Annotated in this window: 28 protein-coding genes; 15 read left to right on the top strand and 13 right to left on the bottom strand. The window is 69.9% G+C overall.

Annotation, left to right across the window (positions count from 1 at the left end; genetic code table 11):
* Window positions 1-29: 29 nt before the first annotated feature.
* From DJ019_RS09595 to modA, 4 genes are all read right to left on the bottom strand, one after another.
* A complete protein-coding gene (locus tag DJ019_RS09595; RefSeq protein ID WP_012522835.1) occupies window positions 30-1,073 on the bottom strand; it encodes a rod shape-determining protein in 1,044 nt (347 codons plus the stop codon).
* Between the two features lie 246 nt (window positions 1,074-1,319).
* Complete coding sequence (locus DJ019_RS09590) at window positions 1,320-2,033, bottom strand: ATP-binding cassette domain-containing protein (protein ID WP_111275793.1); 714 nt, start codon at window positions 2,031-2,033, stop codon at window positions 1,320-1,322.
* A complete protein-coding gene (gene modB / locus DJ019_RS09585; protein WP_205854133.1) occupies window positions 2,026-2,697 on the bottom strand; it encodes a molybdate ABC transporter permease subunit in 672 nt (223 codons plus the stop codon). Before modB ends, DJ019_RS09590 begins: the two co-directional genes overlap by 8 nt.
* Window positions 2,694-3,485 (bottom strand): molybdate ABC transporter substrate-binding protein, encoded by a 792-nt coding sequence (gene modA, locus DJ019_RS09580; protein WP_111275791.1) that lies wholly within the window; start codon window positions 3,483-3,485, stop codon window positions 2,694-2,696. The genes modB and modA overlap by 4 nt, the downstream gene beginning before the upstream one ends.
* Before the next feature lie 53 nt (window positions 3,486-3,538).
* Between modA and DJ019_RS09575 the strand changes: the two genes are divergently transcribed.
* The 3 genes from DJ019_RS09575 (at window position 3,539) to DJ019_RS09565 (ending at window position 4,974) form a co-directional block, all read left to right on the top strand.
* On the top strand, window positions 3,539-4,306 hold the full coding sequence (locus tag DJ019_RS09575) for a TOBE domain-containing protein (protein WP_111275790.1): 768 nt from the start codon (window positions 3,539-3,541) through the stop codon (window positions 4,304-4,306).
* A gap of 155 nt (window positions 4,307-4,461) precedes the next feature.
* A complete protein-coding gene (locus DJ019_RS09570; RefSeq protein WP_420849860.1) occupies window positions 4,462-4,668 on the top strand; it encodes an alkylphosphonate utilization protein in 207 nt (68 codons plus the stop codon).
* Window positions 4,669-4,743: 75 nt separating this feature from the next.
* On the top strand, window positions 4,744-4,974 hold the full coding sequence (locus DJ019_RS09565; RefSeq protein ID WP_111275788.1) for a hypothetical protein: 231 nt from the start codon (window positions 4,744-4,746) through the stop codon (window positions 4,972-4,974).
* Here DJ019_RS09565 and DJ019_RS09560 read toward each other — a convergent pair.
* The 4 genes from DJ019_RS09560 to DJ019_RS09545 all read right to left on the bottom strand — a co-directional run bounded on the left by DJ019_RS09560 (window position 4,966) and on the right by DJ019_RS09545 (window position 9,067).
* Window positions 4,966-5,847: a DMT family transporter gene (locus tag DJ019_RS09560; protein WP_111275787.1), complete on the bottom strand. Its 882-nt coding sequence runs from the start codon at window positions 5,845-5,847 to the stop codon at window positions 4,966-4,968. The genes DJ019_RS09565 and DJ019_RS09560 overlap by 9 nt on opposite strands.
* Before the next feature lie 101 nt (window positions 5,848-5,948).
* Window positions 5,949-7,526, bottom strand: a complete 1,578-nt coding sequence (locus DJ019_RS09555; RefSeq protein WP_111275786.1) for a 2-isopropylmalate synthase — start codon at window positions 7,524-7,526, stop codon at window positions 5,949-5,951.
* A 198-nt stretch (window positions 7,527-7,724) separates the two neighbouring features.
* Window positions 7,725-8,354, bottom strand: coding sequence for a glutathione S-transferase family protein (locus DJ019_RS09550; RefSeq protein ID WP_111275785.1), 630 nt, complete (start codon window positions 8,352-8,354; stop codon window positions 7,725-7,727).
* Entirely contained in the window at window positions 8,351-9,067 is a 717-nt protein-coding gene (locus DJ019_RS09545) for a TVP38/TMEM64 family protein (RefSeq protein ID WP_111275784.1), read from the bottom strand. Before DJ019_RS09545 ends, DJ019_RS09550 begins: the two co-directional genes overlap by 4 nt.
* A 138-nt stretch (window positions 9,068-9,205) precedes the next feature.
* On the opposite strand from DJ019_RS09545, the gene DJ019_RS09540 reads away from it, so the two are divergent.
* The 3 genes from DJ019_RS09540 (at window position 9,206) to DJ019_RS09530 (ending at window position 11,911) form a co-directional block, all read left to right on the top strand.
* Window positions 9,206-10,396 carry a calcium-binding protein gene (locus DJ019_RS09540; RefSeq protein ID WP_111275783.1) on the top strand — a complete coding sequence of 397 codons (1,191 nt, stop codon included), beginning with the start codon at window positions 9,206-9,208 and terminating at the stop codon, window positions 10,394-10,396.
* 124 nt (window positions 10,397-10,520) lie between these two features.
* A complete protein-coding gene (locus DJ019_RS09535) occupies window positions 10,521-11,723 on the top strand; it encodes a pyridoxal phosphate-dependent aminotransferase (protein ID WP_111275782.1) in 1,203 nt (400 codons plus the stop codon).
* Between the two features lie 11 nt (window positions 11,724-11,734).
* Window positions 11,735-11,911, top strand: a complete 177-nt coding sequence (locus tag DJ019_RS09530; protein WP_111275781.1) for a DUF4169 family protein — start codon at window positions 11,735-11,737, stop codon at window positions 11,909-11,911.
* On the opposite strand, the gene DJ019_RS09525 is transcribed toward DJ019_RS09530, so the two are convergent.
* Entirely contained in the window at window positions 11,908-12,666 is a 759-nt protein-coding gene (locus tag DJ019_RS09525; protein ID WP_111275780.1) for a Coq4 family protein, read from the bottom strand. The genes DJ019_RS09530 and DJ019_RS09525 overlap by 4 nt on opposite strands.
* Before the next feature lie 107 nt (window positions 12,667-12,773).
* Here DJ019_RS09525 and DJ019_RS09520 point away from each other — a divergent pair, with 107 nt between their 5' ends.
* From DJ019_RS09520 to DJ019_RS09505, 4 genes are all read left to right on the top strand, one after another.
* The gene (locus tag DJ019_RS09520) at window positions 12,774-12,983 is read left to right on the top strand and encodes a ribbon-helix-helix domain-containing protein (protein WP_111275779.1); all 210 of its coding nucleotides are present in this window, start codon (window positions 12,774-12,776) and stop codon (window positions 12,981-12,983) included.
* A 70-nt stretch (window positions 12,984-13,053) separates the two neighbouring features.
* Window positions 13,054-15,381, top strand: a complete 2,328-nt coding sequence (locus DJ019_RS09515) for a UvrD-helicase domain-containing protein (protein WP_111275778.1) — start codon at window positions 13,054-13,056, stop codon at window positions 15,379-15,381.
* Between the two features lie 45 nt (window positions 15,382-15,426).
* Window positions 15,427-15,897: a hypothetical protein gene (locus DJ019_RS09510; RefSeq protein ID WP_111275777.1), complete on the top strand. Its 471-nt coding sequence runs from the start codon at window positions 15,427-15,429 to the stop codon at window positions 15,895-15,897.
* A 44-nt stretch (window positions 15,898-15,941) separates the two neighbouring features.
* Window positions 15,942-16,808, top strand: coding sequence for a 50S ribosomal protein L11 methyltransferase (locus DJ019_RS09505; protein WP_111275776.1), 867 nt, complete (start codon window positions 15,942-15,944; stop codon window positions 16,806-16,808).
* Here DJ019_RS09505 and DJ019_RS09500 read toward each other — a convergent pair.
* Window positions 16,805-17,149 (bottom strand): GIY-YIG nuclease family protein, encoded by a 345-nt coding sequence (locus DJ019_RS09500; RefSeq protein ID WP_111275775.1) that lies wholly within the window; start codon window positions 17,147-17,149, stop codon window positions 16,805-16,807. The two genes, DJ019_RS09505 and DJ019_RS09500, sit on opposite strands and share 4 nt — an antisense overlap.
* A gap of 104 nt (window positions 17,150-17,253) precedes the next feature.
* On the opposite strand from DJ019_RS09500, the gene DJ019_RS09495 reads away from it, so the two are divergent.
* The 5 genes from DJ019_RS09495 (at window position 17,254) to DJ019_RS09475 (ending at window position 21,753) form a co-directional block, all read left to right on the top strand.
* A complete protein-coding gene (locus DJ019_RS09495) occupies window positions 17,254-19,068 on the top strand; it encodes an aminopeptidase P family protein (protein ID WP_111275927.1) in 1,815 nt (604 codons plus the stop codon).
* Window positions 19,068-19,907, top strand: a complete 840-nt coding sequence (locus DJ019_RS09490; protein WP_111275774.1) for a class I SAM-dependent methyltransferase — start codon at window positions 19,068-19,070, stop codon at window positions 19,905-19,907. The genes DJ019_RS09495 and DJ019_RS09490 overlap by 1 nt, the downstream gene beginning before the upstream one ends.
* On the top strand, window positions 19,904-20,644 hold the full coding sequence (locus DJ019_RS09485; protein WP_111275773.1) for a LytTR family DNA-binding domain-containing protein: 741 nt from the start codon (window positions 19,904-19,906) through the stop codon (window positions 20,642-20,644). The genes DJ019_RS09490 and DJ019_RS09485 overlap by 4 nt, the downstream gene beginning before the upstream one ends.
* A gap of 117 nt (window positions 20,645-20,761) precedes the next feature.
* The gene (locus DJ019_RS09480) at window positions 20,762-21,229 is read left to right on the top strand and encodes an SgcJ/EcaC family oxidoreductase (RefSeq protein WP_111275772.1); all 468 of its coding nucleotides are present in this window, start codon (window positions 20,762-20,764) and stop codon (window positions 21,227-21,229) included.
* Window positions 21,230-21,276: 47 nt separating this feature from the next.
* Window positions 21,277-21,753 carry a hypothetical protein gene (locus DJ019_RS09475; protein ID WP_111275771.1) on the top strand — a complete coding sequence of 159 codons (477 nt, stop codon included), beginning with the start codon at window positions 21,277-21,279 and terminating at the stop codon, window positions 21,751-21,753.
* Here the strand turns inward: DJ019_RS09475 and DJ019_RS09470 are convergent.
* From DJ019_RS09470 to DJ019_RS09460, 3 genes are read right to left on the bottom strand one after another with little or no spacing between them, the layout of a single operon-like run.
* A complete protein-coding gene (locus DJ019_RS09470; RefSeq protein WP_111275770.1) occupies window positions 21,750-22,943 on the bottom strand; it encodes a class I SAM-dependent methyltransferase in 1,194 nt (397 codons plus the stop codon). The genes DJ019_RS09475 and DJ019_RS09470 overlap by 4 nt on opposite strands.
* Entirely contained in the window at window positions 22,940-25,039 is a 2,100-nt protein-coding gene (ligA, locus tag DJ019_RS09465) for an NAD-dependent DNA ligase LigA (protein WP_111275769.1), read from the bottom strand. The genes DJ019_RS09470 and ligA overlap by 4 nt, the downstream gene beginning before the upstream one ends.
* 10 nt (window positions 25,040-25,049) lie before the next feature.
* Window positions 25,050-25,514 carry a hypothetical protein gene (locus DJ019_RS09460; RefSeq protein ID WP_111275768.1) on the bottom strand — a complete coding sequence of 155 codons (465 nt, stop codon included), beginning with the start codon at window positions 25,512-25,514 and terminating at the stop codon, window positions 25,050-25,052.
* Window position 25,515 lies beyond the last annotated feature (1 nt).

The raw sequence follows: 25,515 nt of genomic DNA, 5'->3' as shown, positions 1-25,515 counted from the left end.
GACGCGTTCCCGCCCCTTCCGGGCGCTCCTTAGGCCAGGGTGGATTCCAGGACGCCCTTCATCCACTTGGGATGCTCGAGCACCTTGCCGCATCCCAGGGCCACGCACGACAGCGGGTCGTCCGCCACGGTCACCGGCAGGCCCGTGTGGTCGCGGATCTCGGCGTCCAGGCCGCGCAGCAGCGCGCCGCCGCCGGTTAGCATGATGCCCTTGTCGGCGATGTCGGAGGCGAGTTCCGGCGGCGTGGCTTCCAGCGCCATCTTCACCGCGTCGACGATCTGGCCGACCGGCTCCGACAGGGCGTCCGACGCCTGCTTCTCACTGATCCGCACTTCCCGCGGCACGCCCTGCATCAGGTCGCGGCCCTTCACCTCGATGGAAAGGCCTTCGCCGTCGGCCGGCGCGCGGGCGGTGCCGATCTCCTTCTTGATGCGCTCGGCGGTGGTCTCGCCGATCAGGAGGTTATGGTTGCGGCGCATGTAGCTGATGATCGCCTCGTCCATCTTGTCGCCGCCGACGCGGACCGAGCGCGAATAGACGATGCCAGAGAGCGAAAGCACGGCCACCTCGGTGGTGCCGCCGCCGATATCGACCACCATCGAGCCGGTGGGCTCGTGGATCGGCAGGCCAGCCCCTATGGCGGCTGCCATCGGCTCGTCGATCAGGCCCACCCGGCGGCCGCCGGCGTTGAGGCAGGAATCGTTGATGGCGCGGCGTTCCACGGCGGTGGCGCCGGACGGCACGCACACGATCACCTTCGGGTTCACGAAGCCCTTCCGGTTGTGAACCTTGCGGATGAAGTACTTGATCATCTCCTCGGCGACTTCGAAGTCGGCGATGACCCCGTCCCGCATCGGGCGGATGGCTTCCATGTGGCCCGGCGTCCGGCCCAGCATCTGTTTGGCCTCTATGCCGACGGCGTGGACCACCTTGCGGCCGCCGACGTTGCGCAGGGCGACCACCGAGGGCTCATTCAGGACGATGCCCTTGCCCTTCATGTAGATCAGCGTGTTGGCGGTGCCGAGGTCGATGGCGATATCGTTCGAGATGGCGCCGAAGAGGGAAGAGATCATGCAGGGCCCTGAGGGGATTGGGGCTGAAGACGCGTACCGCAGAGTCCAAAACGGCTCGGCTGACGCGAGAGCATGCGTCGAGTCGCTACGCTTTGTCCGGGCGGCCTTGACCGTCCCTCTGCCCTGACGAATTTGTCATTTCAAGGCTTAAAGAGCGGTGTGCGCTTTCGCGTCGCGCGCGAGCCGCAAGGAGGCGGATCGCCGCGGAATCGCCAGATTCTTCGCGCAGCGCGGGAAAACCGCCTTTCAGCCGTCGTCCCCGAGGAGCAGGCGGCGCATATCCGCGTCGGCCAGCAGCTCGTCCGCACGGGCGTGCCGGACGATGCAGCCGCGATCCAGCACCGCCACCTCATCAGCCAGGCGCACGACCTCCTCGATGTCGTGGCTGACCAGCACCACCGGGATGTCGAGCGACTGGCGCAACTCCGCAAGTTGCCGGTGCAGCGAGGCCCTGGTCCGCCTATCCACGGCCGAGAAGGGCTCGTCGAGCAGCAGCACGGCCGGGTCTCGCGCTAGCGCACGCGCGATCGCCACGCGCTGACGCTGGCCGCCGGACAGTGCGGAAGGGCGACGCTGTTCGAGACCCGCCAGGTGCACCCGCGCGAGAAGCCGCGCGGCTTCTTCCCGCCGGGCGCGGGCCGGAAGACGCTTCAGGGCCAGAGCCACATTGTCCAGCGCGGTCAGGTGGGGAAACAGGGCATGCTCCTGGAAGACCAGCCCGACGGCGCGCCGGTGTGGCGGTCTCCAGACACCGGACACGCTGTCGAACCAGGTCTCTCCGGCCACCCGGATGGATCCCTCGTCCGCCCGACCCAGGCCGGCGATGAACCGCAGCAGGGTCGTCTTCCCCGCGCCGGACGGCCCCACCACCCCCAGCACCCGACCCGAAGCGCACGCGAGCTCCAAGTCGAGGTCGACCGGCCGGCGTTGCCGCAGGCGCACCACGAGGCCGTCAGTCATCGACGGGATTCCGGCGCCCGGAGAAGCCGTACACCACGGCGATCGCGGCGATCGAGACGAGAAGCAGCACTGCGCTCATCGTCCCTGCGGCGTCGAAGTCAAACGCATGCACGCGGTCGTAGATGGCCAGCGACAGGGTCCGCGTCTCGCCGGGAATAGCGCCGCCGACCATCAGCACGACGCCGAACTCCCCGACGGTGTGGGCGAAGGTCAGCGCCAGCGCCGAGGCGATGCCGGGCCAGGCAAGCGGCAGTTCGACCCGCCAGAACGTCTCCCACGGATCCAGGCCGCTGACCCACGCCGCCTCGCGGACATCCGGCGGCAACGCTTCGAACGCCCGCTGCATGGGCTGCACGGCGAATGGGAGGTTGAAGATGAGCGAGGCGATCAGCAGCCCCTCGAAGCTGAACGCCAGCGGATGGCCGAACAGCCCCGACCAGAGGCCGCCCAGCACCGAGTTCGCCCCCAGGAGATTGAGCAGGTAGAAGCCCAGGACCGTGGGCGGCAGAACCAGCGGTGCGGCGATCAGGGCCTCGATCCAGGGCTTGCCACGCAAGGAGCTGAAAGCCAGCACCCGCGCGAGCCACAGGCCCGCGGGCAGCAGCAGGACCGACGTCCAGGCCGCCAGGCGAACCGATACCCCGAGCGCCTGCCAATCCATCATGGGGCCGGAAGCCTGAAACCGTGGCGCGCCAGGATTCGGCGGGCTTCCGCCCCCTGCAGGAAGTCGAAAAAGCCGCGCGCCCCAGCGCCTGCGCCCCGCAGCACAACGGCCCGCTGGCGCAGCGGGCTGTGCCAGCCCTCAGGCACAAGCGCGAACCGCCCAGCCTGGGCTACCGTCGGCGCAGCGGCCAGCGACAGCGGGATGATTCCGGCCTGAGCCGAGCCGGACACGGCGAACTGGGTCGCCTGCGAGGCATTGTCGCCCAGCACCAGCTTGGGCTGGACGGCCGCCCAGAGCCCGCGCCGGGTCAGCGCCACGCGCGCGGCCCGGCCGTAGGGCGCATGCGCCGGGTTGGCGATGGCCAGCTTGCGGAGCCGGCCGTCCCTCAGCGCCGCGGCGAGGTCATCCATTCGTTCGTCCGCACGCACGGGGGAACGGCGCGGCGTGAAGATGCCGATGCGGCCCACGGCATAGAGCCGGCCATCGTCCGCGGTGTGGCCTGCGGCACGAAGGTTGTCGACATAGGCCTCATCGGCCGAAAGGAAGACCTCGAAGGGGGCGCCGCTCCGGATCTGCTGCACGAAGCTGCCCGACGAGCCGAATACGAGCCGGACCTCGGTCCCCGTCCGACGTCGGAACGCCGAGGCGACTTCCGGCAGGGCGAACTGGAGGTCCGAGGCGGCCGCCACGAGGGGCGGGACAGACGACGCCCAGGCGGCCGGGGCCAGCGCGGTCGCCGCCGCTCCCAGCACGACAGCCCGCCGTCCGCCGTCGCATGTCCGATCCATTGTTCCTCCGCCGGGGTTTCGTTATGTAGCGCGACTGCATAACGGAGCAAAGCATGCTGAGCGCCACCGTCATGCTGGAGCGGCCGGGGTTGCCTCGGGTGGCGCTGGCTCGCATGGCCTTGCTCGAAGCCATCGACGAACTGGGTTCGATCAGCGCGGCCGCGCGCCGCGTGGATCTCTCGTACAAGGGAGCCTGGGATGCAGTGCAGGCGCTCAACAACCTCTTCGACAGTCCGCTGGTCGAGGCCGCGCCCGGCGGCCGCGCGGGAGGCGCCGCCCGGCTGACGAGCCGGGGCCGGGCCGCCGTGGCCGCCTTTCGCCGCGTGCAGGCGGAGATGGACGCCGCCCTCTCCAAACTGGACCAGGGGCTGGGGTCGGACGTCTTCTGGAGTCTCGGGATGAAGACCAGCGCGCGCAACGCGCTTCGCGGCCGGATCATCCGCGTCGCGACAGGCTCGGTGAACACCGAGGTGACGCTGCGCCTCGCCGACGGACTCGACATCGTGGCCGTGGTCACCGCCCGGAGTGTGGAAGACCTGGGGCTTGCGGAGGGCGCGGCGGCGATCGCCCTCATCAAGTCCAGCTTCGTCGTCCTGGCCAAGGGAGAGGGCCTGCGCACCTCGGCGCGCAACCAGATCGAGGGCGTCGTTCAGAGCCGTGAGGACGGCGCCGTGATGAGCGAGGTCCGTCTGGACATCGGCGGCGGCAAGACTCTCGCCGCCTCCATCACGCTCGAGAGCGCCGAGACTCTGGAGCTCGCGCCGGGCGACCGCGTCACGGCGCTCGTGAAGGCGCCGCACGTCATCCTGGCCGTGGAATAACCTTGGCCGCGCGGGTTTCGGGGCTTATGGCAGCCGCCAAACTTGCCTCGGAGAGCAATATGAGCGGCGACGAATTCGTCTTTGACGAGGCCAGCGGCGAATGGATCAGCGCGGCCGAGGCCGCGGAGCGCGCCGCGGCCGCGGGTCAGGTCGAGGTGCGCGACTCCGTCGGCAACCTGCTGGCCGACGGCGACGCGGTGGTGCTCGTGAAGGACCTGAAGGTGAAGGGCGCCGGCCAGACCCTCAAGCGCGGCACGATGATCCGCTCGATCCGCCTCACCGGCGATCCGCAGGAGATCGACTGCCGCCACGAGAGCATCAAGGGCCTCGTCCTGCGCGCCGAGTTCGTGAAGAAGGCCTGAGGCACGGCGGCGCGTGACACAGCTTTAACGTGCGCGGCGCCGAGTTTCGCCGCAACGTGCGGGCTGGAGGATCCCATGCTCACGATACTGGCCGCGATCGCCGCGATCGCGGCGGCTCCCCCGCCCACCCAGCCGACCGAAGTGCCCCCGCCGAAGCCGCCTGGCGCTGAACAGGGGGCCAAGTCCAGGCCCGATGGCAAGCCCGCGTCGGTCTGCACGGTCAAGAAGGTCGGGAAGATTCTCGGCCACGAGGTCACGCACAAGAAATGCGTCGACCCCAAGCCGGCGCAGCCGTCCTCAACCTAGCGCGGTCAGCACCACGCCGGCGGCGGTCAACAGGCCACCGATCCACTGGCGCGATGTCACCCGCTCCCGGAACAGCCGCCGACCCACGGCCGCGGCGATCGGCGTCTCGATGACCCCGACCGCACGCACGGGACCTGCCGGAGCCAGCGCCAGGGCGCCGAACCAGCAGGCCGAGGCCGCCGCGCCGCAGAAGCCCGCGCCCAGTGAGGCGCGCCAGGAAGCCGCGACCGCCCTCAACGCCTGCGGCCGGGTCAGGGCCAGCGCGCCGCCCAGCAGGACCGTCTGGAAGGCCTGGGCGGTGACCACGCCGGCCAGGGCCGCGTAGATCGGATGCTCGGGCTCGAGCGCGAGCCCCGATTGCCGGTAGCCGTTGAGCGCCACGGCGAACGCCGCGCCCGACGCCAGGCCGAGGAGCGCGCCGGCGCCCGCGCCCTTCACGTCTTCCGCCCTCGGCCAGGACAGCACCGCAAGGCCTGCCGTCGCGACGGCGATCCCCAGCCAGGCTGCGCCGGAGAGCACGTCTCCCAGCGCCGCCCAACCCAGCAGCGCGCCCAGCGGCAGAGAAGACTGCTGCATCATGGTCGCCACCGCGAAGCCCGAGCGTCGCATCGCGAGCAGCAGCGCGCCGGTCGCCGCAACCTGCGCCGTCGCGCCCGAGAGCACGCCGATCCAGAAGCGGAGCGTCGGCGTCGGGTGGGCGTCCGGCGTCAGGACCGCGACCACCGCGAACATGGCGATGGAGAACGGCAGGCCGAACAGGAAGCGCACCAGGGTCGCGCCCCACGGACCCGCGTCGCCAACCAGCCCGCGCTGCAGCGCATTGCGCGCCACCTGCAGCGGCGCCGCCGCTGCGGTGAGGATGATCCAGAGCATGCCGTATACTTCCGCTCATCCCCGCGCAGGCGGGGATCCAGGCCCGAGGCCGCCGAGATTCCGCTCGGGTCCCCGTCTTCGCGGGGATGAGCGGCGTCTGGTCAGAACCCGCTGGCGACCTTGGCCGACGGCGCGCTCTTCTCCTTGCGGGCGAAGAGGTTGTTGAGGGCGTTCACATAGGCCTTGGCGGACGCCGTCAGGGTGTCGGTGTCGGCGGCCGAGCCGGTGGCGATCCGGCCATCTTCCTCCAGCCGCACCGAGACCTGGGCCTGGGCGTCGGTGCCCTCGGTGACCGCGTGCACCTGGAACAGGCGCAGGATCGCCTCGTGCGGCACCACGGCGTGGATGGCGTTGAACACCGCGTCGACCGGACCGTCGCCAGTGGCGTTGGCGCTCTTCTCCTCGCCGTCGATGGTGACGGTCAGGAAGGCCTCCTGCGGCCCCTCGGTGCCGGCGATGACGCGCAGGTGCTTGACCTGGACCTTGTCGGCCGAGCTGGCCAGGGCGTCGTCGACCAGGGCGATGATGTCATCGTCGAAGACGTGCTTCTTCTTGTCGGCCAGGTCCTTGAAGCGCTGGAACGCCTCGTTCAGGGCGTTCTGGCCCAGCTCGTAGCCCAGGTCCTTCAGCTTCTCGCGGAAGGCGTGGCGGCCCGAGTGCTTGCCCATGACCAGGTTGGACTCGATCTGGCCCACGTCCTCGGGCTTCATGATCTCGTAGGTCTCGGCGTTCTTCAGCATCCCGTCCTGGTGGATGCCGCTCTCGTGCGCGAAGGCGTTCTTGCCGACGATCGCCTTGTTGAACTGGACCGGGAAGCCCGTGATCGCCGAGACGTAGCGGCTGGCGCGGGTGATGTGCTGGGTCTCGACGCCGGTCATGAACGGCAGCCGGTCGCCACGGACCTTCAGCGCCATGACGATCTCTTCCAGCGCCGCGTTGCCGGCCCGCTCGCCGATGCCGTTGATCGCGCACTCGATCTGGCGGGCGCCGCCCTGGACGCCGGCGATGGAGTTGGCGACCGCCAGCCCCAGGTCGTTGTGGCAGTGGGTGGAGAAGATCACCTTGTCCGCGCCCGGCACATTGGCGATCACGTCGCGGAACAGGTCGGCGTATTCCGACGGATAGGTGTAGCCCACCGTGTCGGGCAGGTTGATCGTGGTGGCGCCGGCCTTGATGGCCGCCTCCACGCACCGCAGCAGGAAGTCGCGCTCGGTGCGGGTGGCGTCCTCGGCCGACCATTCCACGTCGTCGGTGAAGTTGCGGGCATGGCCGACCGAGCGGGTCACCATCTCCAACACCTGCTCGGGCTCCATCTGCAGCTTCCACTTCATGTGGACCGGGCTGGTGGAGATGAAGGTGTGGATGCGGCCGCGCTTGGCCGGCTTGATCGCCTCGGCGCAGCGTTCGATGTCGGCGGCGCCGGCGCGGGCCAGGCCGCACACCACGCTCTCGGTGACGATCTGCGAGATGGCGCGGACGGCCTCGAAGTCGCCGTTCGAGGCGATCGGGAAGCCCGCCTCGATCACGTCGACCTTCATGTCCTCGAGGATCTTGGCCAGCTCCAGCTTCTCTTCGTGCGACATCGAGGCGCCGGGCGACTGCTCGCCGTCGCGCATGGTGGTGTCGAAGATGATGACGCGGTCGCGCTCGGAAGCGGCGTTGGATACGGAAACAGTCATTTTTTCAGTCTCTTCGCGGGATTTCAGTCTGCGGGCGGAGGTCGAGAAGCCCCCTGAACGCCCGGCCGCGAACGTGCGCGTGCCTAGAGAGGCGCCCAGGGGCGGCTAAGCCCCAGCGAGAGAAGAAGCAGGCTGTCGAGCCGCGTGCGCATGGCGGCGTCTGTATCGAAATGGCTCCCGCGCCGCAAGTATCTTGCGTCAGGCGTGGCGTTGCGCCGCTTCGGCGGCAAGAACCTTGCGCACGGCGTCGCGGCCTCGGACCAGCTCGAAGTGGGCATGGAGTTTCGGGAACCGCTTGATGTCGACGCCGTCGCCCTCCAGCCAGCCAGCGACCGTGAAGAGGTAGCCGTCACAGACCGAGAACCGGTCTCCCAGCACCCACGGCCCCTTCAGCATCTCGTCCTCGATGAGCCGGGCGCAGGCGGCCATCGTCTCCGGCACCTTACGGCGCATGTCGGCGAACGAAGCGTCGTCGTCGGCCCAGCGAGACCCGCGCCGGCCATGCGCGTGAGCCACGTGCACTGTCGATGCGAGGTAGCTGTTGAACGACTGGGCCTGGGCAAACTCCCAGGGGTCGGTCGGCGCCAGACCCGTCTCGGGGAATACCTGGGCGATCCAGGCCAGGATCGCTGGCGTCTCGGTCAGCACGCCGCGGTCGGTGACCAGGGCCGGCACCCTGCCCTTCGGATTGACGGCCAGGTACTCAGGCTTGCGCTGATCACCCCTGGCGGTGTCGACACGGACCGCTTCGTAGGTGGCCCCCGCCTCCTCCAGCGCGATGTGCGAGGCGCGCGAGCACGAGCCCGGCGAATAGAATAGCTTGATCATCCCTCGCTCCTTCCCCGTTCGGTGCGGGACCGCAGCCAGCCGCGCGCAAACCAGCCGAGGCCCAGCCAGATCGCGGCCACTATGGCGATCGCGAGCCCGTGCCGGCCGATCTCGCCCCGCATCATCTGCACGATGGACGCGCCCGCGAAAGCGGTGAGCGCGATCTTCGGCACGATGCCGATGGCGGTGCCAGCCACGAAGTCCCGGGCCCGCATCGGCGTGACGCCCGCCGCCATGTTGACCACGATGAACGGCGCGGACGGCACCAACCGCACGATCAGGCTGGCCAGGAACCCGTTCTCGCCCACGTGCTGCATGAAACGCCGCACGCCCTCGCCCGAGAACCGCTCCAGGGCGCTAGCTCCGGCGGTGCGTCCGAGCCAGAAGCCGACCAGGGCCGAAACCATGGTCCCGATCCAGCTGTAGGTCGCGCCCCACATCGGCCCGAAGGCCACCACCGCCGCCGCAATTAGCACGATCTGCGGCGTGCCCACGAACGCCAGGGCCGCGAAGGCCGCCACCGCCACCGGCAGTGACCACGGCCCTCGGGCCGCACCCAGCCAGCTTTCCAGAGTCCGCTCGCCGTCGAAGCCGAGAAGCTGGGCCCCGAAGAAGAAGACCAGACCGACCCCGCCGAACAACACGAACGAGACGCCCAGCGTCCGCCACGCCTGGGCGTCCATGTTGGAGAGGAAGTCGAACAGCCGGCGCATCGTCGGCGCAGGGGTCGCCCGCCAATGCGGCCGGGTCAAGGCGCGGGCGCCGACCGCCAAGCTGTCGTTTTTGTAAGTTGCGTTTTTACGCAACATGACGGATGAGATGGCGAAGCTGAAACATTCCGGAGACGCGGCGTGCCCGCCTACGCGTTCGATACGATCACCGCCGAGCAGGCCCTGGCCATCCAGGCGGGCGACACCCTGACCTTCAATGGCGGCTCCGGCCGGACAGTCAGCGTGACCTATCAGTCATACGACCCGCTGGCCCTTTCGCCCGAGCTGCCGCGGATCTTCGTGACCTACGAGGGCCGGACGGTCGCCTTCTCCACCAACCTGACACAGCTCTCCTCCACCGGCTCGCTGGTGATGGCCGACGGCTCGAAGCTCTACATTGGCGACACCAGCGGCGAGCGGATCACCTTCGGCGCCGGCGACGACGGGATGTACGCAGGCCCAGGCGACGACACCATGAACGGCGGCGAAGGGCGCGACCTCATCCAGGGCAACAGCGGCGACGATGTGCTGGTGGGCGGGCTTGGCGCCGACAGCCTCTACGGTGGCCAGGGCGACGACGTCATCTACGCCAGCCGCGACACCGGCGGCACGGCGGGAGAGGCCGGAGACTGGGTCCACGGCAACCTCGGCGACGACCAGATCGCTGGCGGCGCGGGGAACGACACCCTCCTCGGCGGCCAGGGCAACGACTTCATCGGCGGCGGCGAGGGCTCGGACTGGCTGTCGGGCGACCTCGGCGACGACGACCTGATCGGCGGCCTGGGGAACGACACGATCAACGGCGGCGCGGGGGCCGACCAGCTTCAGGCCGGCTTCGGGGCCGACGTGCTGAACGGCGGCGCGGGCGACGACACCATGATCAGCCAGGGCCCGGACGCCTCGACCCTGTCGGGCGGGGACGGCTCGGACCTCATCGTCTCGGGCGGCGCGGGCCGCGACGTGGTCTTCGGCGGCGAGGGCCGCGACCGGTTCGAGTTCGTGGCCAAGGCGGCGCCCAGCGTCGGCCTCGAAGCCGAGATCCGCGACTGGGAGAGCGGCGACACCCTCTCCTTCCCGGGCGTGAGCATCCTGTCGACGGCCAGTTCGATCCTGCCGCGCAGCTATTCCGAGTTCGTCGCCGGCAGCTACGCCGAGGCGCTCTCGATCGCCGACGAGCACATCTCAGCGACCGGCGCGGTGTACGTGGCGGCCCAGGTCGGTTCGGACGTCTACGTCTTCGCCGACACCGGCGACCCGGCCGACGGCGCCGACATCGCCATCGTCCTGGTGGGCCGCACCCTGGCCGACATCAGCCTGAGCAACTTCGCCTAGCCCCCGCGGCCGGCCCTTACGTCACCAAGCTACTGGAGAGCGGCTCCCGGCGGGTTTGAATGCGGCGCAGCATGGGGTACACCCGCCGCCGGTCTTCAAACTCTGCCGGGAGCCTAGTTCCGCCATGTCCCTGGAATCCGCCGCGCTCGCCCGCGTGAAGCCGTCCGCGACCCTCGCGGCCGACGCGAAAGCCCGCGAGCTGAAAGCCCAGGGCAAGGACGTGATCGGGCTGGCCGCCGGCGAGCCGGACTTCGACACGCCGGACAACATCAAGGAAGCCGCCATCAAGGCGATCCGCGACGGCAAGACGAAGTACACCAACGTCGACGGCATCCCCGAGCTGAAGGAAGCCATCGTCGCCAAGTTCCAGCGCGAGAACGGCCTCACCTACAAGACCACCCAGGTGAACGTCTCGCCGGGCGGCAAGCCGGTGATCTGGAACGCCATGATCGCCACTCTGAACCCGGGCGACGAGGTGGTGATCCCGACCCCGTACTGGGTCAGCTACTGGGACATCGTGCTGCTCGCCGGCGGCACGCCGGTGGCCGCGCCGACCAGCGCGGCGACGGGCTTCAAGCTGCAGGCCGCCGACCTGGAGAAGGCGATCACGCCCAAGACCAAGTGGCTGTTCCTGAACTCGCCGTCCAACCCGTCGGGCGCCGCCTACACGCGCGCCGAGCTGAAGGCGCTGGCCGAGGTGCTGCTGCGTCACCCGCACGTGTGGATCCTGACGGACGACATGTACGAGCACCTGGTGTTCGGGGACTTCGAGTTCTCGACCATCGCCCAGGTGGAGCCGGCGCTCTACGACCGCACCCTGACCATGAACGGCGTGAGCAAGGCCTACGCCATGACGGGCTGGCGGATCGGTTACGCCGCCGGCCCCGAGCCGCTGATCAAGGCCATGGCCAAGGTGATGAGCCAGACGACCTCGAACCCCTCGTCCATCTCGCAGTGGGCGGCGGTCGAGGCGCTGAACGGCACCCAGGCGTTCATCAAGCCGAACGCCAAGCTGTTCGAGCAGCGCCGCGACCTGGTGGTCTCGATGCTGAACCAGGCCAAGGGCATCAAGTGCCCGACGCCCGAGGGCGCCTTCTACGTCTATCCGTCGTGCGAGGAGCTGATCGGCAAGACCGCGCGGTCGGGCAAGGTGATCGGCTCGGACGCCGACTTCGCCACTGAACTGCTGGAAGCCGAGGGCGTGGCGGTGGTGTTCGGCGCCGCCTTCGGCCTCTCGCCATTCTTCCGCATCAGCTACGCCACCTCGAACGCGGTGCTGGAAGACGCCTGCACGCGCATCCAGCGCTTCTGCGCGGCGGTGAAATAGGCGTCCGGCGCATGGCCGAGGTCGTCAACCTCAACAAGGCCCGCAAGGCCAAGGCCCGCGCGGAAGACAAGACCAGGGCGGCTCAGAACCGGGTCCGGTTCGGCCGCCCGAAGGCCGAGACCGCCACCTCCAAGCTCGAGGCCGAGCGCGCCCGCCGCGATCTCGACGGCAAGAAGCGCGAAGACTAGGCAGCCTTGGGCACCGCCTCGTCGCGCACGTTCGCCGGGATGGCGTCGTAGATGGTCGGCGGCGTGATCCCGAGGCGCTTGCGCGCGGCATCAAGCGGCTCGGCCATCAGGCGTTCGTAGTCCTCGCCCAGCAGCCACTTGGCCGCCTTGCCACGCTGGTAGCCCTGCCAGATCGCCTTCACGTAGGGCTGGCTCCTGTCCTTGCGGGCTCGGCTGGCGGCGCCCAGGGCGATCAAGGCCCAGCCGAGGCCCCGGGTCTGGGCGTAGGAGGAGGCCACGAGGCAGGCTTCGCCCAGGCCGTCGCGGTGATAGCCTGACAGAATGTGCCAGATGTCGTGCACGTCGCGGGTCCGGCGGCCGAACCAGGCGTAGGGGTGCTTCTGGTCGACGTCCTCCATGCCGTCGCGGCTGACCATCGCCAGCCCCTCGGCCGACAGGTTCTCGGCGCGGATGAAGTCGCGATAGGCGGCGCCCACGGTGCCCGGCGCGAAGCTGTCCAGCCAGGCGTCGTCCATCAGCCTCTGCGCGAACTCCTGACGCTCATAGGCCATCCGGCCGCCCTCCTCGGTGGCGAGCAGGCGCTGGTAGCCCTTCGCCGTCGAGGCGCCGTTCAGCGCGCGCATGATCTCGAAGACCTGCCGGGTGTCCTCCTTGTCGGCCAGGAGGCGTTTCAGCGACTTCAGCGCGTGCGCCCAGTCCAGCTTGGTGGAGACCGGCCGGGGACGGAAATCGGCGGCGTCGGCAGTCATGGCCATCGGCGGAGGAACCCTATGTAAACAGCGTATAGATTAAATGACGCATGCGTCACCTTTTGACAAGGGTCTAGCGCGCCAGCCTCACCGCACCGTAAACACGCGCGCAGATGGCTCTCCTGAAGAAGCGCTCCGTCCTCCTGTCGGGCCACGCGACCTCGATCGCGCTGGAGCCGGAGTTCTGGGCCGTGCTCGATGGGATGGCGGCCGAGCGCGGGACCAGCCTGGCGCAGCTCATCGTGAGCATCGACCGCGCCCGCGGCGAACGCCCCCTCGCCTCGGCCTGCCGCGTGGCGGCGCTGAAGCACGCTCAGGGCTGAATCGCCGCACGCGGAACGCAGCGCGAACATCGGACTACCTCGGGCGGCGTCACATGCTAAAAGAACCCCGATGTCCTTCGAATCCGACAGCTCCCTGCCCGCCCCGCGCATTTCGGACCTGGCCCGCGCCGACGCGCGGCCGGCCGACTACCTCGAGGGGCTGAATCCCGAGCAGCGCGCGGCGGTCGAGGCGATCGAAGGCCCGGTGCTGGTGCTGGCGGGCGCGGGCACGGGCAAGACGCGGGTGCTGACCACGCGGCTGGCGCACATCCTGGCCAGCGGCCGGGCGCGGCCGTGGGAGCTGCTGGCGGTCACCTTCACCAACAAGGCCGCGCGCGAGATGCGCGAGCGGATCACCCACATCATCGGCCCGTCCGCTGAGGGCCTGCGCTGGCTGGGGACCTTCCACTCCATCGCCGCCCAGATCCTGCGCCGCCACGCCGAACTGGTGGGGCTGAAGTCGAACTACACGATCCTCGACACCGACGATCAGGAGCGCCTGCTCAAACAGATCCTCGAGGCCGAGAACATCGATTCCAAGCGCTGGCCGGCGAAGATGCTGGCCGGGCTGATCGACCACTGGAAGAACCGCGGCTGGCGTCCCGACCAGCTGCTGCCGGCCGAGAACGGCGCCTTCGCCAACGGCAAGGGCCAGGCGCTGTACCGCCTCTATCAGGAGCGGCTGCGCATCCTGAACGCCTGCGACTTCGGCGACCTGTTGCTGCACAACATCACGATCTTCACCAGCCAGCCCGACGTCCTGGCCGAGTACCACAACCGGTTCCGCTACCTGCTGGTGGACGAGTACCAGGACACCAACGTCGCCCAGTACCTGTGGCTGCGCCTGCTGGCGCAGAAGAGCCAGAACCTCTGCTGCGTGGGCGACGACGACCAGTCGATCTATGGCTGGCGCGGCGCGGAGGTGGACAACATCCTGCGCTTCGAGCGTGATTTCCCGGGCGCCAAGGTGGTGCGGCTGGAACGCAACTACCGTTCCACCAGCCACATCCTGGCGGCCGCGGCGGGCCTGATCGCCACCAACAAGAGCCGCCTGGGCAAGACCCTGTGGACCGAGGCCGAGGGGGGCGAGAAGGTCATCGTCCGCGGCGTCTGGGACGGCGAGGCCGAGAGCCGGCTGATCGCCGACGAGGTGGAGCGCGCCAAGCGAGCGGGCCGCGCCTATCGCGACATCGCCATCCTGGTGCGGGCCTCGTTCCAGATGCGGGCGTTCGAGGAGCGGTTCGTCCTGCTCCAGATCCCGTACGTGGTCATCGGCGGCCCGCGCTTCTTCGAACGGGCCGAGATCCGCGACGCGATCGCCTACCTGCGCCTGATCCAGTCCGAGGACGACGACCTGGCCTTCGAGCGCATCGTCAACACGCCCAAGCGCGGCATCGGCGACACCACGGTGCAGAAGCTGCTGCAGATCGCCCGGCTGAACGGCGTGCCCGCCAGCCATGCGGCGCGGCAGATCGTGCTGACCGACGAGCTGCCGGCCCGCACCCGCACGGCGCTGGCCAACTTCCTGCGCGACCTCGATCGCTGGCGCGGCCAGGCCGAGCACATCCACCACGCCCGCTTGATGGAGACTGTGCTGGAGGAGAGCGGCTACACCGACGCCCTCAAGCTCGACAAATCGCCCCAGGCGCAGGGCCGGCTGGAGAACCTGAAGGAACTCGTCCAGTCGATGGGCGGCTACGACGACCTGCAGGCCTATCTGGAGCACGTCTCGCTGGTCATGGACCTGGAGCGCGGGCCGCAGGCAGACTCGGTGCAGATCATGACCCTGCACCAGGCCAAGGGCCTGGAGTTCCCGCTGGTCTTCCTGCCCGGCTGGGAGGAAGGCGTCTTCCCGTCCCAGCGCAGCATGGACGAGAAGGGCGAGAAGGGCCTGGAGGAGGAACGCCGCCTCGCCTACGTGGGCATCACCCGCGCCCGGCAGGAGGCTCGGATCAGCTTCGCCGCCAACCGCCAGGTCTATGGTCGCTGGACCAGCCAGCTCCCCAGCCGCTTCGTCGACGAACTGCCGCCGGCCAACGTCGAGGCCAGCTCCGAGACGGGCTACTACGGCGGCGGGCCGGGGATGCAGCAGCACGGCAGCCGGTGGGACAACGATCCGGACTTCGGCGGCGGCTACTCCTCGCCCGGCTGGCGGCGGGCCCAGGCCAACCAGTACCGCGGCACCCATCCGGGGCGGCAGGCGGTGATCGAGGGCGACGGCCGGCTGGTGGCCGTGTCGGAATCCTCCGCCGCCAGCGCCTACAAGCGCGGCGACCGGGTCTTCCACCTGAAGTTCGGCTACGGGTCGGTGAAGGGCGTCGAAGGCAACAAGCTCACCGTCAGCTTCGACAAGGCGGGCGAGAAGAAGGTGATCGACAGCTTCGTCGAGAAGGCCTGACCCCGCCGGCTGAAACCAACTTCCGCGCCGCGCGCTTTGGCGGCGATGGAAAGTCCCTTCAAGTCGCACGACGCGAGGATCGTCCTGCCTGGCGCCGCCATCGCCGCGGTGGCTGGCCTGCTGATGGGCGCCGGCCTGCGGCCGAACCTGCACGATCCTGAGATCCTCGGCCCGCAGCAGCTCGTGGCCGGCGGCGGTCCGAGACCGACGCAGGCCATCGCAGATCCGGGCCTGGGCCGCTACGCGGGCCGGACACCGGACTACGTGATCGGAACCGACTACATCCGGGCGGCGGAACCACGGATCATGGCGGCCGCGGACGAACCCTCGCCCGCGCCAGAGTCGAATGTCGCCGTCTACACTTCGCCGGCGCAGCTTCCCGCCCGAGTGACCCATGCGGCCTGGCGCGACGAGCCGCACGCGCCGCCCCGCTACCCCTCCGACGCCGGCGGCGTGGTCTACGAGTCCGATCTGCCGCCGCCGCCCGACGCACCGGAAGACAGCGACCTCGGCTGATCGCCCTCGCCTTTCGCGCGCCGCCCCGCTAGAGGCTGCGCCCCATGAGCGACGAAGCCGTCCAGATCATCGCCCGCGGTCCCCGCACCGTCGCCGAGGCCGCCGCCGAGGCGATCGAGAACAACCTCGCGACCGAGGCCGTCACCTTCTCGATCCTGGAGGAGGACGAGGAGCGCGACGTCTGGCGCATCGACGCCTTTCCGAACGACCCCGACGAACGGGCCGCAGCCGTCGAGATCCTGAAGGGCTATCCCGAGCTCCGGACCGTCGTGGAAAAACTGGCCGACGCCGACTGGCTGGCCATGGCGCTGTCGGGCCTGCCGCCGGTGCGCGCGGGCCGCTTCTTCGTGTACGGGGCGCACGACAAGGGGCTCGCACCCGCCAGCACGGTGAACCTGCGGATCGAGGCCGGCGCGGCCTTCGGCACCGGCCACCACGGCACCACCGTCGGCTGCCTGCAGGCGTTCCACGACCTGCTCAAGGCCCAGCGGTTCGAGCGTGTGCTGGACGTCGGCTGCGGCACGGGCGTGCTGGCCATCGCCGCCGCCCGGACGGGCTCGCGCATCGCCGTCGGCACCGACATCGACGCCCCCTCCGTCCGCATCGCCAACGAGAACGCGGCGCTGAACCAGTGCGACGCCCGCTTCGTCCACGCCAGCGGCCTGAACGACCAGAAGGTGCGCGCCGAGGGGCCCTACGACCTGGTCTTCGCCAACATCCTGGCGCCGCCTCTGGTCGCGCTATCGCAGGACATCAAGCTCGCCCTGAAGCCGGGCGGGATCGCGATCCTTTCGGGCTTGCTCCGGACGCAGGAGCGCCGCGTGCTGGCGGCCTACATGTCGAAGGGCTTCCGTCTCGTCCGCCGCCTGCACCGCGACGCCTGGGCGACCCTGGTGCTGAAGCGGGCCTAGCCGGCGACCTTCCGCGCGCCCAGCGCGTCCAGCCAGTGGCGCTCGCGGGTCTTCACCAGGTCGGCGATGCCCAGGGGCGTCATCTCCTCGGTGTCCAGGGTCTCCAGCACCCGGAAGCTGAACCCCGCCTCGCCGTGCGCGATCCAGGCCGCCTGCATCTCGCGGTTCATGTGCCCGCCGTTCCGCAGGCCGAACAGGTGCCGGTTCTGCTGCCCCGAGAGGTTGCGCGCGCCGCCGACCCAGACCTGGCCCGTGGTCGAGCACTCCAGCGCATAGACGCCCGCGTTAGGGGCTTTTTCCTTGTAGTCGCGCGCGACGTTTCGGCGGGCCTGCTTGTCCATGCCGCTACATAGCGTCAGCGACGGGCCTGGTCAATTTTGCCCGGGTATAATTGCGTATCCCCGGCCCCTTTGCCCCGCTCGCCGGAAGGGCTTACATGCCGCCCATGCGTCAGACCTTCGATGAGACCACCGAGCGCGCCTTCGGGCCGCGACACGTGCCGCTGATCCGCCAGGCCATGGCCGAGCAGGGCCTGGACGGCTTCCTCGTGCCGCACGAGGACGAGCACCAGAACGAATACCTGCCCGCCGCCAACGACCGCCTCGCCTGGGCCACCGGCTTCACCGGCTCGGCCGGCGCCGCCGTGATCCTGAAGGACAAGGCCGCCGTCTTCGTGGACGGCCGCTACACCCTGCAGGTCCGCGACCAGGTGGACAGCCAGATGTTCGAGATCCGCGACCTCGTGGAGGGCGGCGTGCCAGCCTATCTCGAAGCGGCCGCAGGGCGTGGACAAAGGATCGGCTACGACCCGCGGCTGCACAGCCCCGACGCCCTGGCCCGCCTGAAGGAAGCCGCCGCGAAGGCGGGCGCCGAACTCCTGCCGGTGAACGACAACCCGCTGGACCGCGCCTGGGGCAAGGCGCGGCCGCCGCAACCGACGGCGCCGGTCGTTCCCCATCCCGCCGAATACTCGGGTGAAGATTCGGCCGCGAAGCGCGCGCGGGTGGGCGCGGCCGTGGGGGAGAAGGGCGCGGACGCCGCCGTGCTGACGGCGCCGTCGTCCATCGCCTGGCTATTCAACATCCGCGGCGGCGACGTCATCCGCTCGCCCCTGCCGCTGGCGCAGGCGATCCTGGCCAGGGACGGGACGGCTCGGCTGTTCATCGACCCGGTGAAGGTGACGCCCGAGTTGCCCGCCTGGCTAGGCAACCAGGTGCGGCTGGAGACGCCCGACGACCTGCCTCAGGCCCTGGCCGAGCTGAAGGGCAAGGCGGTGCTGGTCGACCCGGCCCAGTCGTCGGCCTGGTACTTCGATACGCTGCAGGCCGAGGGCGCCAAGGTGATCCGCGGCGACGACCCCTGCGCCCTGCCCCGCGCCTGCAAGAACGCCGTGGAGATCGAGGGCAGCCGCAAGGCCCACGCCCGCGATGGCGCCGCGGTGACCCGGTTCCTGCACTGGCTGGCGACCGAAGGGCAGACGAACCCGCCGGACGAAATCACCGCCGTATCCAGGCTGGAAGCGTTCCGCGAAGCCACCGGCGCGCTGAAGGACCTGTCGTTCGACACCATCGCCGGCGCGGCGTCGAACGGCGCCATCGTCCACTATCGGCCGACCGAACGCCTCAACAAGCGGGCGGAACAAGGCTCGCTCCTGCTGGTCGACTCCGGGGCCCAGTACCTGGACGGCACCACCGACATCACGCGCACGGTCGCCATTGGCGAGCCGAGCCAGGAGATGCGCGAGCGCTTCACCCTGGTGCTCAAGGGCAACCTCGCCCTGGCCGCGATCCGCTTCCCGGCCGGCACGACCGGTTCGGCGATCGACGTCCTGGCGCGCGCGGCGCTGTGGATGCGCGGGCTGGACTACGACCACGGCACCGGTCACGGCGTCGGCAGCTACCTTGGCGTCCACGAGGGTCCGCAACGGATCTCGAAGGCGCCGAACAGCGTGGCGCTGAAGCCGGGCATGATCCTGTCGAACGAGCCCGGCTACTACAAGGAAGGCGGCTACGGCATCCGCATCGAGAACCTGCAGGTGGTCACCGAGGCGACGCCGATCCCGGGCGGCGAGCGGCCCATGCACGGCTTCGAGACCCTGACCCTCGCGCCGATCGACCGACGCCTGATCGTCGCCGAGATGCTGACCGCCGACGAGCGGGCGCAGCTCGACGCCTACCACGCCCGCGTGCGCGAGGTGATCGGGCCGCAGGTGGAGCCCGAGGTGCGCGCCTGGCTGAACGATGTGACGAGGCCGATCTGATGAGCGAGGCTCCCAACGCCGCCCAGGCGACCTATTGGAATGAGCAAGCCGGACCCACGTGGGTCGAGTTCCAGACGCCACTCGACCGCCAGCTCGAACCGCTGGGCCGGCGCGTGATGAGCGAGTTGGCCCTGGACGGCGCCCGGGTCCTCGACGTGGGCTGCGGCGCCGGCGCGACGTCGCTGGCGCTTGCCGACGCCGTCGGCCCGCGGGGGTCAGTTCTCGGCGTCGACGTCTCGCAGCCGCTGCTGGACGCCGCGCGGCGGCGGGCGGAGGGGCGCGCCAACCTGCGCTTCGAACAGGCCGACGCCCAGACCTTCTCCTTCGAGCCGGGCGCTTTCGACGCAGTGTTCTCGCGTTTCGGGGTGATGTTCTTCGCCGACCCGGTTGCGGCGTTCACAAACCTTCGCCGTGCGCTGAAGCCGGGTGGGCGACTGGCCTTCGTGTGCTGGCAGGCGCCGAGCGAGAACCCGATCATGGTCCTGCCGATGCAGGCCGCCCTGCCCCTGGTCGGCACGCCCCCGGCTCCGCCGGAACCGGGCGCGCCCGGCCCCTTCGCGTTCGCAGACGCCGAGCGGGTTCGCGGAATCCTCGCCGCAGCCGGGTTCGACGACATCGCGATCGCGCCCCACAACGAGAAGATCGGTGGGGGCGGACTGCAGGACGCTCTGAACGTCGCGCTCAAGGTCGGCCCCCTCGGCGCGCTCCTGCGTGAGAACCCGGACCAGCGCGATGCGGTGGTCTCGGCCGTCCGTGATGCGCTCGCCGCCCACGAAGGTCCCGACGGCGTTAAGCTGGACTCGGCGACCTGGATCGTCACGGCGCGGGCGCCGGCTTGAACGAGGGCGGACGCGCCTGGCTGACCGGCGCGGCCGCGGCCCTGGTCGCCGGCGCAGCGCTCGGCCTGCTCGGTCCGTTCGGCACCTACGGCGACCTGACGCCAATGGAGCGCTACGGCTACTGGATCGGCCTGACGGTCCTGATGTGGCTCCAGGCCGCCGCCGTATTCGCGGCGCTGCGGCGTAGTCCGGCCTTCCTGCGCATCCCGCTGTGGCTCCAGTCGAGCCTCGCGGCGCTGGCCGCCGCCGTCCCGACGACCTTCGAGGTCGCCTATGTGGAGGGGCTGCTCCGCGTCGGCGGGGTGCTGACGCCGCGATCGCTGATGGAAACCTACGGCAGTGTGGCCGTGATCGCGCTCGGCTTCTTCGTTCCGTTGATCCTGCTGCAGCATCGCCGCCGCAGGCCGACCCCAGCGCCCGTGGAGATCGTCAGCTTCGCCCGCAGCCTGCCGCCGGCGCTTACCGGCCCGATCATCGCGCTCAGCGCCGAAGACCACTACCTGCGCGTCCACACGGCGAGTGGCGACGCCCTGATCCATCACCGCTTCTCGGACGCCGTACGCGAACTCGGCGACGCCGGCGTCCAGACCCATCGGTCATGGTGGGTGGCGAAGGACGCGGTCGAGCGGGTCGAGCGTGACGGGGATCGCCATGTTCTCGTTCTTCGCGCCGACCTTCGCGTCCCGGTCAGCCGGACCTATGCCCTGGCCGTCCGTGAGGCCGGCCTGATCGCCTGATTTCCGCGAACGCCGTTCGCGAAGCGACTCGGGACGTCGCGAAAGCGCCTTTGCGTGGAGCCCCTCGCTCGCGTCATCAGCCCGCCGCCGGCGACCGCGCCGACGTCATGGAGACAGATGATGCGACTTCCCCTGCTTGCCGCCCTGACCTGGATGGCGACCGCCACGGCCGCGCTCGCCGCGCCGCCCTCCCCCGCGGACGACGTCGCCTTACGCCAGCTCGGCGCTGCGGCGGACGCGGCCTGGGACGCCAAGGATGCGGCCCGCATGGCTACCTACTACGCGACCGACGCGAGCCTGTGGGTCGGCGGCGCCGGCGGCGAGCAGCAAGGGCGCGAGAGCGTGCAGGCCTACTTCCAGCGGGCGTTCGCGGGCCGCGTCGGCGACCTGCGCCATGTGAGCGAGATCCGCAGCCTGCAACTCATCTCCCCCGACACCGCCTTCACGGACGTCCTGGTCCGAGTGGAGGCGCGCCAGGCCGACGGGACCTGGAAGGTCGTTCGCCGCTTCAACAACGTCTCGCTGGCCGCGCGGGAGGCCGGCGCCTGGAAGCTGCGCGTCGTCCGCGCCTATCCGATCGGATAGACCGTGGCGCGCAGACCGTGTCTCCTGGCCCCAGCAGGAGGCACGCGATGCGGCGATTCATTCTGGGCGCGGCGCTGGCGTTGGGCTGCGCAATGCCCGCGGTGGCGGCGGACGCGGAGGATGCCGCCATCGTGGCGCAAATCGAGCGCTTCTTCGGCGCGATGCGCGCCCAGGACACGGCGACCTTGAAGGCGATCCTGGTGGACGATGCCGCCCTGACTGCTCAGAGGGTTCGGCCTGAAGGCGTACAGTTGCGGCGCTACGTCGGCAGGGAATGGGCCGACAGCGTCGGTGGCCAGCCGGGTCTGGATGAGCGAGTATGGGATCCCCTGGTCATGCGCCGGGGCCCGATGGCCGTGGTCTGGGCGCCCTATGAGTTCCGCCTGAACGGCAAGACGACACACTGCGGCATCGACGTCTTCGACATGGTCAAGATCGAGGGCGCCTGGCGCATCGCCCACCTGATGTGGACCCAGGAGCCGGATGGCTGCGCCGAGCTGAAGGCGCCGCCGAAAAAGCGCTAGCCGCGCTTCGTCATCCAGAACGACGCGCCGTATAGGTCGACACCGTCCAGGGCGCCACGGCAGAGCGCCTGGCGCGCCTGGGCGCCCAGTTCAGCGTCCTGGCCCACGTACCAGCATGGGAACAGGACCTCGAACGCATCGCTGAACAGCAGGGCCGTGGCGAGCAGGTACTGCTCGTTCCAGAGCTGGCGAAGATGGCCGCTGATGTAGTCGTCCGGCAGGTAGATGTCGTGGACATGCACGATCACGCCCGGCCTCAGGCGCGGCAGGATCTCCAGGAAGAAGACCGTGACGTCCGAGCCCTGGAACGCCCGATGCGAGCTGTCCAGGAAGAAGACGTCGCCCGGCTGCAGTGCGTCGAACATCGCGGGATCGCACTGTTCCAGCGGCCGGCGGATCACCTCGTCGCAGAGGGTGTCCACGGCGTTCCGCGGCTCCGGGTCGATGGACGCCAGGCGCGTCCTGAGGCCGTACTTCGCGACCGCGCGGCGGGCGAACTTCGTCGAGACACCCGACCCGACCTCCACGAACCGCGCCGGGTCGTGCCGGCGAAGCATCTGGGTAAGCGCCATCCCGTCCAGGGCGGGAAACCAGACGTTGAACCAGAACGGCTCGAGGCTTTCGTAGGCCCCGCCCACGGGGATTTCGGCGAAATCGCCCTGGATCTGGGCCATCTCGCCGATGAACGCCGCATAGCGACCGCGCCCCTCGTCGAGCTTGGCCGCCAGCCCCGGGTGCGCCGGCCGGCCGGCGCCCCATCGGCTCCGCGCCGTGTAGTCGTAGTCCACCAGCTTGAAGGGGTGCAGGGCCCGCTCGGTGGAAAAGGTCAGGTCCGCCAGCGGGGCCACCGGCAAGGCGCGCACGTCCCGCAGACGCACGGCCGAGGCATGGGCTTCGGCGGCCTCGCCCGCCAGCCCGGCTTCGCGCAGCGCGACCGCCAGGTCGTTCCAGACCACCTCCAGCCCTGGCGCCTGCCGCGCCGCCGCCCGCAGATGCTCCAGCGCCTCCACGCTACGGCCCAGTTTCCAGCGCGTGATCCCCAGGAGACGCAAGGCGATCGCGTTCGCGGGCGCTTCGGCCAGCACGTCGAGGAAGATCAGTTCGGCGAGGTTCAGCAGGTGGCAGCGCAGCCGGTCGTAGCCGATCTGCAGCCGGGCCTCGATCGACGCGCCCGCCTGCGGCCCGCTCATGCGCCGCCGACCAGCGCCAGCCACTCATCCTCGGTCAGCACCTGGATGCCGAGTTCGGCCGCGGTCTTCAGCTTCGAGCCCGCGCCCGGGCCGGCGACCACCAGGTCGGTCTTCTTCGACACCGAGCCCGAGACCTTAGCCCCCAGCCGTTCGGCCTGCGCCTTGGCCTCGTCGCGGGTCATGCGCTCCAGGCTGCCGGTGAAGACCACCGTCTTGCCCGCCACGGCGGTGTCGGTCTTGGGCTTCGCGGCGTCCTGGATCGTAAGCTGGTCCTTCAGATCCTGGACCATCGCCCGATTGTGGTCCTCGGCGAAGAAGGCGGCCGCCGCCTCGATCACCGCGTCCCCGATCTGGTCCATGGCGTCGAGTTCCTCGACCGCCTCGGGATCGCGGGTCGCGACCTTGTCCATGGCCGCGAGGAAGGCGTCCGCCGAGCCGTAGCCGCGGGCCATCACGGTGGCGGTGGTCTCGCCGATGTGACGGATCCCGAGCCCATAGATGAATCGATCCAGCGCGATCGCCCTCCGCGCCTCGATGCCGGCGAGCAGATTGCCGACGCTGGTCTCGCCCATCCGCTCCATGGCCAGCAGATCGTCGCGCTTCTCGTGCAGGCGGAATATGTCAGCCGGCGACCTTAGCCACCCGCGCTCGGAAAAGGCGGTGAGCTGCTTTTCGCCCAGGCCCTCGATGTCGAACGCCCGGCGGGAGACGAAATGTCGAAGATGCGCCAGCTTCTGGAACGGGCAGGCGAACTCCCCCGAGCAGCGCCGCACCACGGTCTCCGCGCCCGAGGCCGTGGTTTCACGGACTACCTCGGTCTCCAGCGGGCAAGGGCAGCGGTGGGGAAACGCGTAGGGCGCGGGTTCGGGCTGCGGCCGTTCCTCAGGGACCACCCGCAGGATCTGCGGGATCACATCGCCGGCCCGTTGCAGGACGACGGTGTCGCCGATCCGCACGTCCAGGCGAGCGATCTCGTCGGCGTTGTGCAGGGTCGCGTTGGTGACCACGACGCCGCCCACCGTGACCGGCCTCAGCCGCGCCACCGGCGTCAGGGCGCCCGTCCTGCCCACCTGGATGTCGATGGCCTCCAGCACCGTGCGCGCCTGCTCGGCCGGGAACTTGCGCGCGATCCCCCAACGCGGCGCGCGCGAGACGAAGCCCAGGCGCTGCTGCCAGTCCAGCCGATCGACCTTGTAGACCACCCCGTCGATATCGAAGCCCAGGTGCGGCCGGGCCTGCTCCATGCGGGCGTAGACAGCGAGCAGCCCCTCGGGTCCGACCACCCGCTCGGACTGCGGCGTCACCGGGAAGCCCCAGGTGCGAAGGCGCTCCAGCGCGCCCCACTGGGTCTCGGCGAATGGCGCGCTGATGTAGCCCCAGGCGTAGGCGAAGAAGCGCAGCGGGCGCTGGGCCGTGACCTTCGGATCGATCTGGCGAAGCGAGCCGGCGGCGGCGTTGCGCGGATTGGCGTAGGTCTTCTGCCCCGCGGCCTCTGCGGCCGCGTTCAGGGCCGCGAACTCCGCATGTCCAAGATAGATCTCGCCCCGGATCTCGATCACGTCCGGATGGCCATCCCCCTTCAGGCGCTTTGGGATCTCCGGGATCGTCGAGACATTGGCGGTCACGTCCTCCCCCACCCGACCGTCGCCGCGCGTGGCGGCCCGGACCAGGACGCCGCGCTCGTAGCGGATCGAGCACGAGAGACCGTCGATCTTCGGCTCGGCCGTATAGGCGACCGCCTCGTCGAGCTTCAGGAATCGGCGAACGCGGGCGTCGAACTCGATCGCGTCCTCGTCCGAGAACGCATTGTCGAGCGACAGCATCGGCACGCCGTGCTCGACCGGCGCGAATTGCTCGGACCGCGCCGCCCCTACGCGCAGGCTGGGAGAATTGTCCCGCACCAGATGCGGAAACATCTCCTCGATCTCGGTATTCCGGCGCTTGAGACGATCGTATTCCGCGTCCGAGATCGAGGGCTCGTCCTGCTGGTAGTAGCGGATGTCATGCGCCGCGAGCTCGTCGGCGAGCCACGTCAGCTCCTCCAGCGCCTCGGCTTCGGTGAGCGTCGGGACGGGCTTGGACGAGCGGGAATCCATCCGAACGAAGCTAGCCGATATCGCGTCGCGTCTCGACCCACGTGCGCAGCGCCGCGGCGGGAACATCGGCGGGATCCGCGGTCAGCCGCCGCTCGGCCCACAGCTCCAGCGCCTCCAGGATCGCGCGACGCTCCTCCTCGGGCCAGGCCTCGAAACGGGCATGGTCGAGCTTGGGCAGGATCACGAACGCGTCCGACACCGCGCCGGCGCCAAAGGCCGGTTCGAGCAGCATCACCGCAAGGAACCGCGACAGGGCGAACTTGAAGGTGGGGGTCCCGCCGACGGTGCTGATCGCGCGATAGACCAGCATGTCGAGATCCGCCGGCGAGAGCCGATCCATGCCCGCCGCGAGCAGGCCCTCGATCCACTCGCGGCGATCGGGCGCCACATTCACCCGACCATGGAGCCGCAGGTCGTGGGGCTGGTCTCCGAACGCAGCGCCCAGGCGCGCCAGGACGACTTCCGGCTCCTGCACC

Origin of the sequence: Phenylobacterium kunshanense (genome assembly GCF_003254525.1) — a bacterium.
Classification (GTDB): Bacteria; Pseudomonadota; Alphaproteobacteria; order Caulobacterales; family Caulobacteraceae; genus Phenylobacterium; species Phenylobacterium kunshanense.
The sequence above is the reverse complement of the archived record's forward strand: the minus strand, read 5'-3'. Positions and strand labels throughout refer to the sequence as shown.

Excerpts from the sequence above, each read along its gene's own strand:
- DJ019_RS09595 (WP_012522835.1), bottom strand. The coding sequence starts at position 1,073 with ATGATCTCTTCCCTCTTCGGCGCCATCTCGAACGATATCGCCATCGAC.
- DJ019_RS09590 (WP_111275793.1), bottom strand. The coding sequence starts at position 2,033 with ATGACTGACGGCCTCGTGGTGCGCCTGCGGCAACGCCGGCCGGTCGAC.
- modB (WP_205854133.1), bottom strand. The coding sequence starts at position 2,697 with ATGATGGATTGGCAGGCGCTCGGGGTATCGGTTCGCCTGGCGGCCTGG.
- modA (WP_111275791.1), bottom strand. The coding sequence starts at position 3,485 with ATGGATCGGACATGCGACGGCGGACGGCGGGCTGTCGTGCTGGGAGCG.
- DJ019_RS09575 (WP_111275790.1), top strand. The coding sequence starts at position 3,539 with ATGCTGAGCGCCACCGTCATGCTGGAGCGGCCGGGGTTGCCTCGGGTG.
- DJ019_RS09565 (WP_111275788.1), top strand. The coding sequence starts at position 4,744 with ATGCTCACGATACTGGCCGCGATCGCCGCGATCGCGGCGGCTCCCCCG.
- DJ019_RS09560 (WP_111275787.1), bottom strand. The coding sequence starts at position 5,847 with ATGCTCTGGATCATCCTCACCGCAGCGGCGGCGCCGCTGCAGGTGGCG.
- DJ019_RS09555 (WP_111275786.1), bottom strand. The coding sequence starts at position 7,526 with ATGACTGTTTCCGTATCCAACGCCGCTTCCGAGCGCGACCGCGTCATC.
- DJ019_RS09550 (WP_111275785.1), bottom strand. The coding sequence starts at position 8,354 with ATGATCAAGCTATTCTATTCGCCGGGCTCGTGCTCGCGCGCCTCGCAC.
- DJ019_RS09545 (WP_111275784.1), bottom strand. The coding sequence starts at position 9,067 with ATGCGCCGGCTGTTCGACTTCCTCTCCAACATGGACGCCCAGGCGTGG.
- DJ019_RS09535 (WP_111275782.1), top strand. The coding sequence starts at position 10,521 with ATGTCCCTGGAATCCGCCGCGCTCGCCCGCGTGAAGCCGTCCGCGACC.
- DJ019_RS09530 (WP_111275781.1), top strand. The coding sequence starts at position 11,735 with ATGGCCGAGGTCGTCAACCTCAACAAGGCCCGCAAGGCCAAGGCCCGC.
- DJ019_RS09525 (WP_111275780.1), bottom strand. The coding sequence starts at position 12,666 with ATGGCCATGACTGCCGACGCCGCCGATTTCCGTCCCCGGCCGGTCTCC.
- DJ019_RS09520 (WP_111275779.1), top strand. The coding sequence starts at position 12,774 with ATGGCTCTCCTGAAGAAGCGCTCCGTCCTCCTGTCGGGCCACGCGACC.
- DJ019_RS09515 (WP_111275778.1), top strand. The coding sequence starts at position 13,054 with ATGTCCTTCGAATCCGACAGCTCCCTGCCCGCCCCGCGCATTTCGGAC.
- DJ019_RS09510 (WP_111275777.1), top strand. The coding sequence starts at position 15,427 with ATGGAAAGTCCCTTCAAGTCGCACGACGCGAGGATCGTCCTGCCTGGC.
- DJ019_RS09505 (WP_111275776.1), top strand. The coding sequence starts at position 15,942 with ATGAGCGACGAAGCCGTCCAGATCATCGCCCGCGGTCCCCGCACCGTC.
- DJ019_RS09500 (WP_111275775.1), bottom strand. The coding sequence starts at position 17,149 with ATGGACAAGCAGGCCCGCCGAAACGTCGCGCGCGACTACAAGGAAAAA.
- DJ019_RS09495 (WP_111275927.1), top strand. The coding sequence starts at position 17,254 with ATGCGTCAGACCTTCGATGAGACCACCGAGCGCGCCTTCGGGCCGCGA.
- DJ019_RS09490 (WP_111275774.1), top strand. The coding sequence starts at position 19,068 with ATGAGCGAGGCTCCCAACGCCGCCCAGGCGACCTATTGGAATGAGCAA.
- DJ019_RS09480 (WP_111275772.1), top strand. The coding sequence starts at position 20,762 with ATGATGCGACTTCCCCTGCTTGCCGCCCTGACCTGGATGGCGACCGCC.
- DJ019_RS09475 (WP_111275771.1), top strand. The coding sequence starts at position 21,277 with ATGCGGCGATTCATTCTGGGCGCGGCGCTGGCGTTGGGCTGCGCAATG.
- DJ019_RS09470 (WP_111275770.1), bottom strand. The coding sequence starts at position 22,943 with ATGAGCGGGCCGCAGGCGGGCGCGTCGATCGAGGCCCGGCTGCAGATC.
- ligA (WP_111275769.1), bottom strand. The coding sequence starts at position 25,039 with ATGGATTCCCGCTCGTCCAAGCCCGTCCCGACGCTCACCGAAGCCGAG.